The following is a 14,821-nucleotide window of genomic DNA, read 5'->3' as shown; positions in this document are numbered from 1 at the left end:
ACCATGGACAGTAGTACCCTGGAGAAACGTCGGCTCACCGCACTTGAACGCCTGGGCATCCTGGACACGCCGCCGGAAGATCGTTTTGAAAGGCTCACACGGATTGCTCGCCAGTACTATGGCGTGAAAACCGCGCTTTTCTCGGTGCTCGATTCCGAACGCCAATGGTTCAAGTCGCGTCAGGGTCTGGACGTCAATGAAACCCCACGAACGGATGCCTTTTGCGATTACGCAATCCAGCAGGACAAAGCGTTTATCGTGTCGGATGCCACGAAAGATCCACGCTTTGCGCAGAACCCCCTTGTGACCGGCTTTCCCCATATTCGATTCTATGCCGGCATGCCGGTGCGGGAGCCAACCGGATTCAAAATCGGCACGATCTGCATCATCGACGATAAGCCAAGGGACTTAGGGGAGTTGGATCTCGATATCCTTCGCAACCTCGCCACGATGATTGAAGACGAACTCGAGCGGACCTATCTCTCGATCGAAAATCACGAATTTGTTGAAGTGTCCCACCTGAACCGGTCGATCCAGAGGGCCCTGAACGTTTTCCTGACCAGTGACAACCAGCACGCAGCCTTTGAGCAGATGCTGAACGATCTTCTTTCGCTTACTGGCAGCCAGTTCGGTTTCATTGGCGAAATCCTGTCCAGGGAGAACGGCGATCCATTTCTGAAGATCGGCGCAATCACCAACATTGCCTGGAATCCGAAAACGCAGGCGCTTTACCAGCAGGTTGAACGACGTGGGCTGGTTTTCGATCGGCTCGATACGCTGATCGCACTTCCTATGACAACAGGAGAGGTTGTCATCTCGGGCGATGTCGCCACAGATCCCCGTCGCGGAGGACTGCCCGAGGGACACCCCAATATCGACGCCTATATCGGGATTCCCGTTTTCTCGGGTGATCAACAGGTGGGACTTGTTGGACTTGCCAATCGCCTGGACGGTTATAAGCCGAGGCTGGCCGAGGAACTTGAGCCTTTACTGCAAACTCTGGGGAACCTGATTGAACGGAAGCGCCTGCATCATGAGAAACAACAGCACCAGGAACGGCTTGAAAAAGCTGCAAATTACGACTCGCTGACAGGTCTTCCAAACCGTCGACGGCTCACAGAAATATTTACTCAGGAACTTCATGAAGCAAACCTTCGCCAGGGGACTGTCTCCCTCTGCTTCATTGATCTGGACGGATTCAAGGGCATCAACGACCAACAGGGTCATGCAGTGGGCGACGCTGTTCTGAAAATCATTTCCGAACGTCTCAAAGCCACGATCAGGCAACACGATGCCATCGGCAGGCTCGGGGGCGATGAATTCGTCGCTGTTCTCAGGGATGTCGAAGACTCAACAGTCTACAGCCGGATTCTGGAAGCTATCCGCCGGCCCATCAGCTACCAGAATGCCGTCATGAAACTGTCGGCCAGTATGGGGGTGACCGTTTATCCCGATGACGCCGAAGACCCCGATACGTTGCTTCGGCATGCCGATCAGGCTATGTATGCGGCCAAAGATTCGGGGAAAGATACCTATAGCCTGTTTGATCTGGCGTCTCACTTTAATCGCAAGGAGCGAGTTCGTGTCCTCGAGCAGGTCGACGAAGCGCTGGCAAAAAAACAGTTCGAACTTTACTACCAGCCCAAGATCAACTACCGCACCGGAACGGTTGAAGGTTTTGAAGCACTGATTCGTTGGAATCACCCGGAGGAGGGACTCCTTTCCCCGGCGCGTTTTCTGGAGCACCTGGAGTTCACCGATTACGCCAGGCAGGTTGGACTGTTCGTGATGGAAAGCGCGGTCAGCGTAATCTGTGAATTCATGGACCTGGGGCTGCCGTATACCCTGAGTATCAACCTCAGCCCGTCCCACTTCCTGAGTGAACACTTCCCCGACGATATAACGGGCATGCTGAACGAGTGCCCTCACGAGGTGCGTGACCGGCTGATCATTGAAATCCTGGAAACGACCGCATTGGACGATACCACGACCGTCATGAAGAATCTCAGCGTCTGTCGCAATACCGGTCTTTGCATCTCCCTGGATGATTTCGGAACCGGCTACTCTTCACTGAATTACTTCCGGACATTGCCGGCCCAGGAAGTGAAGATTGATAGAACCTTTGTGGGTGATCTGATAGGGAACCAGGATAACTCGATGATCGTAGAAGCTATTTTACGCCTGTCCCAGAGTTTTCAGAGGCGCACCGTGGCGGAAGGGGTGGAGACGGCCGAGCAAGAACAACGTCTCCTCGAACTTGGCTGTGATGTCGGGCAGGGCTACCGGTACAGTCCACCTCTGCCACTGGCAGAAGCGCTCGACTGGGCCAATAATTTCAATTGGGCTCGTTACCATTCGGGCCACAACTAGCCGCGAACAAGCGGCCTTCGTGTGAGGGATCACATGCACCTGACTGCAGAAACCAGGCTCAATGCCATTCTTGACGGCACCGGGGCAGGCACCTGGGAATACAACCTGGACACCGGCGAAATCATCTTTAATGAACGCTGGGCCACCATGCTGGGTTACACCCTGGAAGAGCTTTCGCCATTGTCGTTCCAGACCTGGGAAAAGCTCAGTCATCCCACCGATATCGAGTCAGCAAACCAGGCATTGACCGCGTACCTGAGCGGTGATGCCCACCAGTTTGAATGCGTGGTGCGTATGCTTCACAAGGACGGAGACTGGCGTTACATCCACACCCGCGGGACCCTGTTCAACAATGACCAGACGGCAGAAAGCCGTTGGCTGATGGGAACCCATCTGGATGTCACCCGGGAGAAGCTGAGCCAACACCAGATGGAGCAACTCGCCAAATCCCTGCCGGGCATCATCTACACTTTTGTACTGGAACCAGGCGGTCGCTACTTCTTTTCCTATCTGAGCGAAAAAACCTGGGACTTCTATGGGTTGACCGCCGAAGAGTGTCTGGATGACCCTGACAAAATCTTTAACCTGATCCATCCGGATGATCTTCCGAGGGTGCATGAGAGCATCGCCGTTTCTGCCCAGACCCTGGACGAGTGGGTCTGCGAATACCGCGTTCAGACCGAGCGCGGCACATACTGGCTTAAAGGCGTGTCGCGGCCCGAGAAAGACGCGGATGGCAGAATCAGCTGGCATGGAATGACCATCAATATCGACACCGAGAAGAACCTGGAGCTCGAGCTCGAACAGCTTTCAATTACTGATGAGCTGACCGGCCTCTACAACCGCCGGTACATGTTGAGGAAACTTCAAGAGTCGGTGGCACAGGGCGAACGGTACGGCGATACCTTTTCGCTGATTTCCCTGGATATCGATTTCTTCAAAACCATCAACGACTCCTACGGACACCCCACCGGCGATGCGGTGCTGCAACGGTTCGCCGATATTATCGAATCCAGGACCCGAAAATCCGATATCGTGGCACGTACCGGGGGTGAAGAGTTCATTATCTTCATGCCCAACACCGGGCTGTCTGAGGCGGGGCATGTGGCGGAATCCCTGCGTATTGCCCTGCAGACAGAGAGCTTTGTCAGTGATGAAGGCGAGACATTTGGCACTACCTTCAGTGCGGGTGTGGTTAACTGGTCCGGGGCAGAGTCCCAGACCACATCTGTACGGGATTTACTTTCGGCCTGCGACCAGTCCATGTACGCCGCCAAGAGAGCCGGGCGGAACCGGGTTGTGGCCAATGGCAACGGAGAATGATCCCGGTGCAAGATTCAACGTATTCAATACGCCCAAAACAATCAGCAACGGAGAATAAACATGATCGGATACGTCACCCTTGGCGTCAGTGATATGGAAAGAGCAAAGGCATTCTATGCCGATTTGTTGAGCGACCAGGGAGCCAAGGTGCTTCTGGATATGGGACGCATCGCATTTATCGGCAAGAGCATGAGCGCGCCCATGCTGGCAGTTTGCGTTCCCTTCAATGAAGAGCCCAACCATCCTGGCAACGGCAACATGGTGGCTCTGCCTGCCGGTTCAAAAGAGGGCGTGGATGAAATGTACAAGAAGGCCATTGAGCTGGGCGCCACCTGCGACGGCGAGCCCGGTCAGCGAATTCCGAACCAGTTCTACGGTGCCTACGTGAAGGACCCGGACGGCAACAAGCTGGCGTTTTTCGTATTCGGTTGATTAGTTGCGGCCCTCAGACGAGGGCCGCAGTCTCTATTTTTCAGCTAACCGCTGCCGTCACTTCCGCCTTACCGGTTTTCAGCAACGCGTAACCGAAACCAATCACCAGTGATCCCACCGCAATCGCAATCAGGTAGGGCAATACCGCACTTACCGCGTTCGGAATGGCAAGCACAAACAGCCCGCCATGGGGTGCCATCAGCTTGACAGTGAACAGCATCGACAGGGCACCGGTAATTGCGCCACCGATCATACACACCGGGATAACCCGCAACGGATCCTTTGCCATAAACGGTATTGCACCTTCCGAGATGAAGCACAATCCCAGGACAAATGATGCCCGTCCGGCCTGGCGTTCCGCCTCTGCAAACTTTCGCCGGGCGATGAAAGACGCCACACCCATGCCGATGGCCGGTACCATTCCTGCCGCCATGATGGCAGCCATGGGTGCCGAGCCGCCGCTGCCCTCAGACAGCAGTCCCACACCGAAGGTATAGGCCGCCTTGTTGACAGGCCCTCCCAGGTCAAAGCACATCATGGCGCCCAGAATGCCACCAAGCAGGATCGCATTGGTCGTTCCCATGCCCTCGAGGAATCCGGTCAGGGCGCCCATGATGGCAGCCATGGGCTCTCCAATCACATAGATCATCCCCAGGCCGGTAACCAGACTGGCCAGCAAGGGAATGATGAGGATCGGCTTCAGCGATTCGATGCTCTCGGGCATTGGCAGTTTCTGGCTTATAAAGCGCGCTACATAACCAGCGAGAAAACCCGCCACAATACCGCCGAGGAATCCGGCTCCCAATTCGCCCGCCAGAAACCCACCGATCATTCCCGGCGCGAGGCCGGGACGGTCGGCAATCGACCAGGCAATGTATCCGGCCAGCAACGGAATCATCAGTTTGAAGGCGGTGCCACCACCAATCTGCATCAGGGCGGCAGCCAACGTGCCTTCCTCCTGAAACGCTTCAATCCCGAACACGAAGGACAGGGCGATCAGCAAACCGCCAGCCACCACCATGGGCAGCATAAAAGAGACACCGGTCAGCAGGTGCTTGTAAGGCCCCTTTTTCTCACCACTTCCGGAAGCGCCGGACGTTTTCTTCTGGCCGGCGTTCAGAACCACGGCCTGTTCCAGGGCATCACGGATGGTATCGGCTGGTTTTTTCAGGGCGGCACCGGTCGAGGTCCGCCAGACCCGCTTGCCAGAGAAGCGGCCCGGATCTACCTCAATATCACAGGCCAGGATCACCACATCGGCAGCCGCAATTTCCTCCTCCGTCAGCGGATCCTGGGCGCCGACCGACCCCTGGGTTTCTACACGGATCTTGTGGCCAGCGGATTGCGCCGCGGCGGTCAGGGCCTCTGCCGCCATAAAGGTATGGGCGACGCCAGTGGGGCATGCAGTAACGGCAACGATCCGCTTACCGGCAGAGGTACTGCCGACAGCGGTACTGGTTGCTATAGATTCCTGACTGGCCATTGCCGGGTCCCAGGGTGTGGCCTCCGCCTGCGCCCGGGTGAGGATGGCGTCTGGGTCTGGCAGGGCAGCGGTGACCGGAATCTGCAGCAAGCGTTTGCCTGCATAGACATCCAGATTTACCGGAATACCGACCGCGGCAATAACAAGATCGGCCTGTTGGATTGCCGCTTCGCTGGGCTTGTTGTCGGTTTTACCATCCGGGCCTCGAGTATCAGTGGTAACAGACCAGCCGCGCCGGTTCGCCGCCCGCTCAAGGGCCCGGGCGGCCAGAAAACGAGTTGCCACGCCCTGGGGGCAGGCGGTCACAATGATCAGATTCATAACCGTATCTCTCCGGTGTTGTTTTGCCAGGGCCATGGCTGCACCCGGGTTTGTTGGAGAAGGGAGTGAAAGTCCGGGGCCCCGGGGTCTCCGACACCAATGTGTTGCACACATTCGGCAGACAAAGCCGTGGCGAACGCCAACACTGTGTCTTCAGACTGTTCACCAAGCACGCCATGGAGCATGCCTGCGAGTAAGGTATCGCCGGCACACACGGTGCTGACCAGCGAGACAGGGGGTACCCGGGACCTCAGAATGCCGGCCGGTGACGACCAGAACACGCCGTCTGCACCCATGGATACCACCACGTGGGACACGCCACCGGCACGGATGCCGTCAACCGTAGCTGCCACTGAGGCCAAATCCTTCAGGGGTGTGCCGGCCCAGTCAGACAGTTCGTCCGTGTTGGGTTTGATGGCGTAGGGACCAGCTTTGATGCCGGCCTTCAGGCCCGCGCCACTGGTATCCAGCCATACCGGTTTGTCTGCTCGGGAAGCTTGCTCGACAAGGATTGCCAATCCAGAAGGCGGAAAGCCATCTGGCAAACTGCCTCCGATGACCACCGCGTCGCATTCCGGCAGCAGGGATTTAAGGCGGAGTTGAAGGCGCTGAAGTGCGTCTTCCGGGGCCCGGAAACCGGGGCCATTCAGATCGGTTACCCGGCCGCCGGCCTCAGCAATCTTGATGTTGTTTCGGTTCTGGCCGGGAACGCGTACAAAACTGTCCTGCAGGCCCTCTGCCTCAAACAGACGTTCAAAGGGCGCAGCATTGGCGTCTCCCAACAGCCCTGCAACGGTGACCGAATGGCCCAGACGCGCCAGCACCCGAGCGACATTGATGCCTTTTCCGGCCGGCTCCATCAGGGTATGACCTGTGCGATTTACCTCTCCGAGAGCGAGGGGCGCCGTTTCAACACTCAGATCGAGAGCCGGATTCAGGGTGATTGTCAGGATACGGGCCATCACCAGGCCTCCAGGGCATCACGTACCTCGGACGCCGTCGCCAGGGACAGCGCCTTTTCAGCCTGTTGTCGGGCGTTTTCAAGGTTCAGACCGCGAATACAGGCCTTTACCAGGGGCACCCGACGACTGGTCACAGACAGCTCGTCGACATCCAGCCCAACCAGAACCGGAATCGCCTGGGGATCTGAGGCCAGCTCCCCGCACACCCCGACCCAACGGTTGTGGGCATGGGCAGCTTCCACGGTCATCCGGATCAGCCGCAATACCGAGGGGTGCAGTCCATCCGATTCCGCGGAGAGCTGCCCATGGCCGCGGTCGATGGCCAGTGTGTACTGGGTCAGGTCATTGGTACCTATCGAGAAGAAATCCACTTCCGGCGCCAGGGTCGAAGCCAGCAAGGCACAGGAGGGCACTTCAATCATCACGCCGACCTGAACATTACTGGCCGAAACCTCGCTCTGGACTTTTGTAACAATGGCCCTGGCTGCCCGGAACTCCTCGAGATCCTTCACCATGGGGAACATGATGCGAAGGGGGCGATCACCTGCCGCAGTCAGCAGGGCCCTGACCTGGGTTTCCAGGATGTCCGGGCGGGTCAGTGACAAGCGGATGCCACGCATGCCCAGAAACGGGTTGTCTTCCTGGGGTAACGGCCAGTAATCCAGCGGCTTGTCGCCACCCACATCCAGGGTCCGGGCTACCAGGGGCAAACCGTTCAGGGCATCGAACGCGTGCTGATATTCAGTGACTTGAGTGGCCAGATCCGGCGCTTCCGGATGGGCCATGAAAATGAACTCGGTTCGAAGTAGGCCAACACCGTCGGCGCCCCGTTCAACAGCATCCGGGGTGTGGGCGGTGTTGCCGAGATTGGCGCAGACTTCGATGGTATGGCCATCTACGGTGGTAGCAGGCTGATTGCGGTTCTCATGAGCTTCGGCCTGCAACGCGTCCAGTTGTTGCAGACGGCGACGGATCTTCTCGCAGCGTTCGGCCCCGGGGTTCGGCACCAGGCAACCCCGTTCGCCATCCACCACCAGATCGGAGCCATTCAGGATTGTCAGTATTCGCTCACCGGTACCCACGACCGCAGGCAGCCCCAGGGCTCGGGCCAAAATCGCACTGTGGGACGTCGCTCCCCCGCGGGCTGTGACGAGGCCACGCACCCTGGTGGTATCCAGCCGAGCCACATCCGATGGCCCGAGATCGTCAGCCACCAGGATATAAGGAGTGTCCGGCGGCGTCGGCATGGCCACGCCACAGAGGTTGGACAGGACCCGGCGCCCGACATCCCGCAGATCCGCGGCACGTTCGGCCAGCAAACGGTCCGCCAGCGCTTCCTGGCCCCTGGCCGCGGTATCTATGGCTTTCCACCAGCCTGCCTCGGCGGACGCCCCTTCGTTGATCGCTTCCAACGTAGCCTGGTAGAGATCTTCGTCCTGAAGCATTTCCACGTGAACCGAGAGAATAGGCGCGGCTTCGCCGCCTTCCGCCTGACGGATCAGGGTTCGAAGCTGACCGTCAGCACTATCGACGGCCTGGTTGAGGCGCTGGATCTGTTGTTCGCTATCTTCTGCGAATTGCGGATATTCAAGGGTCGGCTGTCGCATGACGAAAGCCGGTGCCAGCGCCAGTCCGGGAGATGCGGCAACCGCTTTAACCGGCTGATCATCCGTCAGTGCGGGAGCCTGTTCGGCTTCAGGCACCTTGGTTTGCGGATCCGCAGACCGCAATGGAGAAACTTTTTCACCCAGGCCGCCTTCAATGGCGCTGGTCAGAGACTGAATGGCCTGGCTTGCGTCATCCCCAGTCGCCGAAAGCAGCAACGTCTGACCCCTGCGGGCGCCCAGGCCGATCACCCGAGTCAGGCTGGTAGCGGATACTGCGGCACCTTCGCCTTCCAACAGGCGCAACCGAATACTGGCATTGTGGCGACGCGCCTCCTGGACGAGTTGCTTGGCGGGTCGCGCGTGTAGGCCATGGGTATTCAACAGGGTGACTTTCGCCGTCACTGCATCGGCCGCCTCGCCGGAAAGCCTTGCCAACAAGGCCTCAGCACTCAGGCCCTGAATAGGTTCATCACCAGCCAGGAAAGTATCGATGCGCTCCAGCAGGTCATGGCACTCATCACCGGGTCCGGCCAGACAGAACACCCCACGCAGTTCCGCAGTTGCACGCTTTGGTGTTGCCAGTGAAAGGGTCGGGCGCCTGGCGCCAACAGTGTGGTGGGTCAGCCAGAAGCCCTGACCAAGGTCCACCGGCGGTTGGCCGACAATGCTCGCCAGAAAATCCGTGTCGACGCACCGCAAACTCTGCAGACGTGCAGCTGCGATCAAGGCCAGTTCGTTCGGTGTGGAGGCATCTATTCCCAGACAGAGCGTCTCGCTGTCGCATTTGGCAACGGCCGGAGCTTTGGAAAGCAAGGCAACCAGTTCCGTGGCATCCGTAGCATGGCCAAGCTTCTCAGCCAGTCCTGGCTTATCCAGTACCCGGGTCAAATGGCGGAGAATATCCAGGTGCTCGTCGGACTGTGCAGCGATGGCCACCAGTACATGCACCCGCGCACCATCGTGCCAGGAGACCCCCTCGGGGAATTGAAGAATGCGAACACCGGTTTCAAGGACGGCATCCCGGCTTTCCGGTGTACCGTGGGGAATGGCGATGCCGTTGCCCAATACCGTGGAAGACTGTTGTTCACGGGCGTTCATTCCAGCCAGGTATTCCGGGGAAGTCCGGCCAGCGCGCTCAAGGTCTCGAGCAGCCTGTTGCAGTGCGTCCTGCCAGTCAGAGGCAGTGGCACCCAATCGAACGTCATTGGCAGTTAGCGTCAGCATGAGGTTGCCTCGCTTTTTGTTTTGATACTGCGTATCAGTTTTTGTTTGCTGAATCGTGTCAGCATGCTTAAAATCGATGGTGAAACAGATATGATCAGAAATCAAGCAATCTTTTAATCGGAGCTGTCGTCCATGACCCTTGCAGAACTTGCCCGGCTTGCCGGCGTTTCAAGAACCACGGCCAGCTATGTCATTAATGGTCAGGGGGCTTCACGGCGCATCAAACAGGACACCATCGAAAAAGTGCTTACGGTGGCTCATAAGCACAACTTTCAGGTAGATACCCAGGCGGCAGCGCTACGGGGTGGGGCCAGCCGGACCCTCGGATTTATTCTGCCGGATCTCGAGAACACCAGTTATGCCCGCCTGGCCAAATTGCTTGAGCAGGGCGCGAGGGCGAGAGGCTATCAGCTCCTGATTGCCGGCTCTGATGACGACCCCGAGACCGAAAAGTCCCTGGCCCGAGCACTGAAAGCAAGGCGCTGCGACGCCCTGATAGTCGCCAGCGCCCTGTCCCTGGACGACCCTTTTTATCCCCAACTGCAGAAAGAAGGTCTACCGGTGATTGCTGTTGATCGCGCCCAGTCTCCGGATCAGATTCGATGTGTGGTCAGCGACAACCGCTCAGCAGCCGAGATCCTGACCCGTTCTGTGCTGGGAGGGAAAACCGCCAGTATCGCCTGGCTGGATGCCGTGCCGGAGATCGCCATGACCCGGGAGCGCCGGGAAGGTTTTATGGCGGCCGCAAATGAGGCCGGCATTGCCCCGCTGGTAGAAAGTGGCCCTCATTACGATCGCGCCTCTGGCGCCGCAATGATGCGTCGGATCCTGACTGACCATGGTTTGCCGGATGCCCTGGTTACAGCCTCTTTCACGCTGCTTCAAGGGGTTCTGGATGTTCTGCTCGATCAGCCGGACCCGCTTCCGAAGACTCTGAAAATAGCGACCTTCGGCGATGACCGGCTGCTGGACTTTCTTCCACTGGCGGTCAACTCTCTTCCTCAGGATCATGAGGCCATCGCCAATGCCACACTTGAGCAGGCACTGTCGGCTATTGCCCAGGAAGGCCCTGTCGACACCATAGTGATTAACCGGTCTCTGAAGACTCGGGCCGCGGATCGGCAGTGTCGCCCTCTGCAAACCACCAGCGCGGAAAAAACCTGCTGATTGCCGGCTGCAGAAACCGGTCATCAATAAGCCAGATCACCCCCCGGTCTTCCGGGGTGCGAATCACCCGCCCCGCCGCCTGCGCCACTTTCTGCAGCCCCGGAATGAGATAGGTGTAGTCATAGCCAGCGCCGAAGCGTTTTTCGAGGCGAACCTTCAGGATTTCATGCCAGGCATCGAACGGTGGCAAGCCCAGGGTGGCCACAAAGGCACCGATCAACTGATCACCGGGCAGATCAATGCCTTCACTGAACACCCCACCCAACACCGCAAACGCCACACTGCCCTCCGGATTCCGGAAACCGGCCAGAAAATCTGCTCGCTGCTGAGGCGACATGCCCGGTTGCTGAGCTCGCTGGGGTATATCCGGCGCCTGCTCCGCCAACGCGTCGCTGGCCTGCTTCGCGTATTTGAAGCTGCTGAAAAACGCCAGGTAATGCCCGGGCCGATCCCGGAACTGGCGAGCGATCAGGTCGGCAATCGGTTTGAGTGATGCCTCCCGGTGAACCTGGCGGGTGCTGATACCGGGCGTGAACTGCACCCGCAGCTGGTCGGCGCTGAACGGGCTGGGCAAGGAGGTAAAACGGGAATCCTCGGGCAATCCCAGCAAATCCCGATAGTAAACACCGGGGCTCAGGGTGGCGGAAAACAGCAGAACCGAATGCGCCGCTTCAAACCGCTCCCGCAGGAAATCCGCCGGAATGAGATTCTGGATGGTCAGGCTGGCCCGCCCCCGACCGGCGCGCTGGAATTCACACAGGGAATGATCACCAAAGGAGTCCGCCAGCTTTATGAAGGCGACGCTTTCAAACAACAGCTCCTGCAGGGCCAGATCCGGGGGATTATCGGCCAGGTAATCGGTCAGATTCGAAACCATCGCCTGCAGGGCACCCAGCAATTGCGTCGGCAGCGTCTCCAGAAACTCCGGGCTCTGTGTATCAGCCTGGCAATCCCGGATCAGGCTCTGCCAGGCGCGGGCGGTGCGATCGATGGCGGATTTCAGCGGCTTCGGTGCGGTTTTTTTGATCCTCAGTAAGCGCTGCTGATCCAGCCGAACCGAATACATACCCCGGCCACGGTCCACCAGGTTATGGGCCTCATCCACCAGTACGCTGGCCTTCCAGCTGTTCTGGCGAATCAAACCGTGGAGCAGGGCGGATTGATCGAACAGCCGGTTCACATCCCCGATCACCACATCGCTCCACCGGGCCATTTCCTGGGCCAGAAAGTAGGGGCAAATATCGTGACCGGCGGCGATCTTCGCCAGGGCGTGCTGATCCAGCGTGCCTTCGCTCTGGGCGGCTTCCGCCCGGGCGTCAGGAAGCCGGTCGAAAAACCCTTTAGCCAGGGGGCAGGAATCGCCATGGCAGGCTTTGTCCGGGTGCTCGCAGGCGTCATCTTTCGAGACCAGTTCCAGGGTTCTCAGTGGCCAATGCTGGGCAGCTTGAGCCGAACGCAGGCGACCAACCGCATCCATGGCCAGCTGACGGGCGGTATTGCGACAAGTGAGGTAGAACAGGCGGTCCTGGCCGGCTGCTGGCATCGCCATCAACGCCGGGAACAGGGTGCCGAGGGTCTTGCCCAGGCCTGTGGGGGCTTCCAGCAAAAGGGTGCCGGACTTTACCGAGTTTTTGTACACCGTCTCCGCCAGCTGGCGCTGCCGGGGGCGAAACGCGGGGAAGGGGAATCTTAGGCCTGAAAGCAGGACATTGCGCTGCTCGCGGTGATGTTCTTCCTGCTCAGCCCAGGCCTTGTAATGACTACACAGGGTTTCCAGTTCCTGCCAGAGCTCTTCGGCGCTGGCGGTCTCCACCACTGGCGTTTCCTTGTCTCTGCCGGTGTCGTAATAGATCAGTGCCAGCTCCAGGGTTTTCCGGTTTTCCTGCCGGCACAACAGCGCGCCGTAGGCTCGCAGCTGAGCCCGATGGAGTGCCCGCTGATGCTCACGGATTCGGGACAGGTCACCCCGATGGGTTTTGATCTCTTCCAGCCGGCCTCGGTGGGGGTTATAGATATCGGCGCGGCCGGAAAGCAATAACCCCATACATTCACCGGTCAGTAAATGCTCGCTTTTATAGCCGTAGCCGCGCCGGGACTGGATTGCCTGATGGCCAGCAATGCCCTCCTCGGCACTGGGTGCCGGGGTATAGCGGAAGTCCAGATCGCCCTTACGCGCGGCAAACTCGCACAGAGTACGGACGGCAACTGTCACCGTCATTCCATCGCCTCGCTCGCCTGCCATCGCACGTAACAAACACTGGCGGGGATGCCTTCAGCCGCAAAGAACTCGAGCCAACGAATCTGGTGGTCCTGCAAACGGTCACCCGGCCCCTTCACTTCGATCATTTCATAACGCTTGTCAGGCTCAGCCACATTGGGGAGAAACCGGATCAGATCAGGAAAGCCGCTGCGATGCTCCCGGATATTCAACAGCAAGCGACGGAACAGGCGTTCCAGATCCGGCGGTGGCAGACAGTCCAGCGCCAGGCTCAGCAGTTCCTCGGTGATGACCGGCCAGATCACGAACGGATTGGTGGTGCCCTGTTTGGCCCGGTAATTCGCCAGTATCCGCTCCCGATAACTGCCATCCGCCAGCCGCGCAAAGCATTGCTCGAACGATCCCTTCCGACGGCTGACGAAATCTTCCCGGGTCAGGTCCGCCGGGCCCACATGGAAGGGATGGAAAAAGGCCCCCGGCACCGGCTCGAAAATGGTTTGCCAGCAGAGCAGGCCAAACAGGCCGTTGATCAGAGTATTCTCCACATAAAGCACGGGCGCCTCGTCCCGATACAGGTGGTCCCGAACGGCGTATTCGACCGACCCGACCTCTGGCTTGGGCAGGGTCAGGGTGATCTCCCGGATGAGCGGCTGCTCCGGAGGCGGTGGCGCTATCTCGCCAAGCCGGCTCGCAAGCCGCTTGAGAATCCGCGCCAGACCCTGGGCTTCTGCATCGCTCAGTTCCTGGTTCTGCCACTCGGAGGCAATGGCCCAGGCTTCCCGGTGACGCTTCATCCGCTCCAGCAACCGGAGCTGTTTCAGCCGCGCTTCCCGATGGCCGCTGCTGGCGAAAGCCTCTAATGCCAGTTCCCGCTCCCCCTGGCGCTCCGCCTGCCGGCCCAATTCCAGCAACAGCCGGTCACGGCGGCTGGTCAGCCAGGCGTTATTCGAGGGCGACGGAACCGCCTGCCAAACCTCGAGGGCGGGTACGCCCTGGTCCAGCCATTCCCGACACTGGTGCATGGCAAGATACAGGTCGACCTCGGAACGCTGCTGGAAGGCCCGGGAATCCGGTGTGAAAGTGACCGGCTCAAACTGCTGATGGCCCAGTTCCACCAGCACAAAATCGGACCAGCTCTGGCGAAGATTGCCAAAAAACATCAGACGCACCCGGTCAAACAACGCCATGGTTTTGAGCCTGATAACCGGCCTGGCGTGCTGGCCAAGCCAGTCGGCAACGATCAGAGGGTCGGGAAATCGCAGAAGCAGAGCGTCGCGCATCCGGCCTTTGGGCAGGTTGGCGGGCTCTCCCGCCGCCTTTAAAAGCGGCTCCATGGCCGGACGCAGTTCTCCAAGCGTGAACAATCTGAACAGTTCATCCAGGCTGAGCAGGGGATCGGTGTCCAGCCAGCCTGCCTCCGTGATTTCGTCGAGGGCACTGGCCTCTGGTACGCCGAGCTCCGGATACTTGAGCTTGTCCGACCGGAAGAGATCGCCCGTGCGCATCACCATTCGGGTCAGCAATGCCCGGGCCGGCATTGAAAGGGTATGGAAACTGGCCAGTCGATCCAGCTCTTCTGCTGTCAGCAAGTCACCGTGATGGCTCTGGACCCAGCCAAGGACGGTTTCCATGTTCTCGAGGTAGTACAGCGGATTGTCGAGATCCGCAGTGGCCAGTTGTGTGCTCTGTCGCTTCGCCGGTGACATGGCCAGGT

General features: G+C 59.0%; 9 protein-coding genes. 4 read left to right on the top strand and 5 right to left on the bottom strand.

From position 1 onward, the window contains the following. Positions 1-3: 3 nt before the first annotated feature. Genes HP15_RS18435 through HP15_RS18425 form a run of 3 tightly spaced genes read left to right on the top strand, consistent with a single transcriptional unit; the run spans position 4 to position 4,125 of the window. A complete protein-coding gene (locus HP15_RS18435; protein ID WP_014578860.1) occupies positions 4-2,370 on the top strand; it encodes a sensor domain-containing phosphodiesterase in 2,367 nt (788 codons plus the stop codon). A 33-nt stretch (positions 2,371-2,403) separates the two neighbouring features. Continuing rightward, positions 2,404-3,693, top strand: coding sequence for a sensor domain-containing diguanylate cyclase (locus tag HP15_RS18430; protein WP_014578859.1), 1,290 nt, complete (start codon positions 2,404-2,406; stop codon positions 3,691-3,693). Between the two features lie 60 nt (positions 3,694-3,753). Then, positions 3,754-4,125, top strand: a complete 372-nt coding sequence (locus HP15_RS18425; protein WP_014578858.1) for a VOC family protein — start codon at positions 3,754-3,756, stop codon at positions 4,123-4,125. 40 nt (positions 4,126-4,165) lie between these two features. Here the strand turns inward: HP15_RS18425 and HP15_RS18420 are convergent, their stop codons facing one another. From HP15_RS18420 to ptsP, 3 genes are read right to left on the bottom strand one after another with little or no spacing between them, the layout of a single operon-like run. Continuing rightward, positions 4,166-5,929 carry a PTS fructose-like transporter subunit IIB gene (locus tag HP15_RS18420; RefSeq protein WP_014578857.1) on the bottom strand — a complete coding sequence of 588 codons (1,764 nt, stop codon included), beginning with the start codon at positions 5,927-5,929 and terminating at the stop codon, positions 4,166-4,168. Further along, positions 5,926-6,891 carry a 1-phosphofructokinase gene (pfkB, locus tag HP15_RS18415; RefSeq protein WP_014578856.1) on the bottom strand — a complete coding sequence of 322 codons (966 nt, stop codon included), beginning with the start codon at positions 6,889-6,891 and terminating at the stop codon, positions 5,926-5,928. Before pfkB ends, HP15_RS18420 begins: the two co-directional genes overlap by 4 nt. Continuing rightward, positions 6,891-9,722 carry a phosphoenolpyruvate--protein phosphotransferase gene (gene ptsP, locus HP15_RS18410; protein WP_041646422.1) on the bottom strand — a complete coding sequence of 944 codons (2,832 nt, stop codon included), beginning with the start codon at positions 9,720-9,722 and terminating at the stop codon, positions 6,891-6,893. The genes pfkB and ptsP overlap by 1 nt, the downstream gene beginning before the upstream one ends. A 132-nt stretch (positions 9,723-9,854) precedes the next feature. Here ptsP and cra point away from each other — a divergent pair, with 132 nt between their 5' ends. Beyond that, the gene (cra, locus tag HP15_RS18405; RefSeq protein WP_049784503.1) at positions 9,855-10,889 is read left to right on the top strand and encodes a catabolite repressor/activator; all 1,035 of its coding nucleotides are present in this window, start codon (positions 9,855-9,857) and stop codon (positions 10,887-10,889) included. Here the strand turns inward: cra and HP15_RS18400 are convergent. Next, positions 10,810-13,107 carry an ATP-dependent DNA helicase gene (locus HP15_RS18400; protein ID WP_014578853.1) on the bottom strand — a complete coding sequence of 766 codons (2,298 nt, stop codon included), beginning with the start codon at positions 13,105-13,107 and terminating at the stop codon, positions 10,810-10,812. The genes cra and HP15_RS18400 overlap by 80 nt on opposite strands. Then, positions 13,104-14,813, bottom strand: a complete 1,710-nt coding sequence (locus HP15_RS18395) for a VRR-NUC domain-containing protein (RefSeq protein ID WP_014578852.1) — start codon at positions 14,811-14,813, stop codon at positions 13,104-13,106. Before HP15_RS18395 ends, HP15_RS18400 begins: the two co-directional genes overlap by 4 nt. Positions 14,814-14,821: the final 8 nt, after the last annotated feature.

Origin of the sequence: Marinobacter adhaerens HP15 (assembly GCF_000166295.1) — a bacterium.
GTDB lineage: Bacteria > Pseudomonadota > Gammaproteobacteria > Pseudomonadales > Oleiphilaceae > Marinobacter > Marinobacter adhaerens.
The sequence above is the reverse complement of the archived record's forward strand: the minus strand, read 5'-3'. Positions and strand labels throughout refer to the sequence as shown.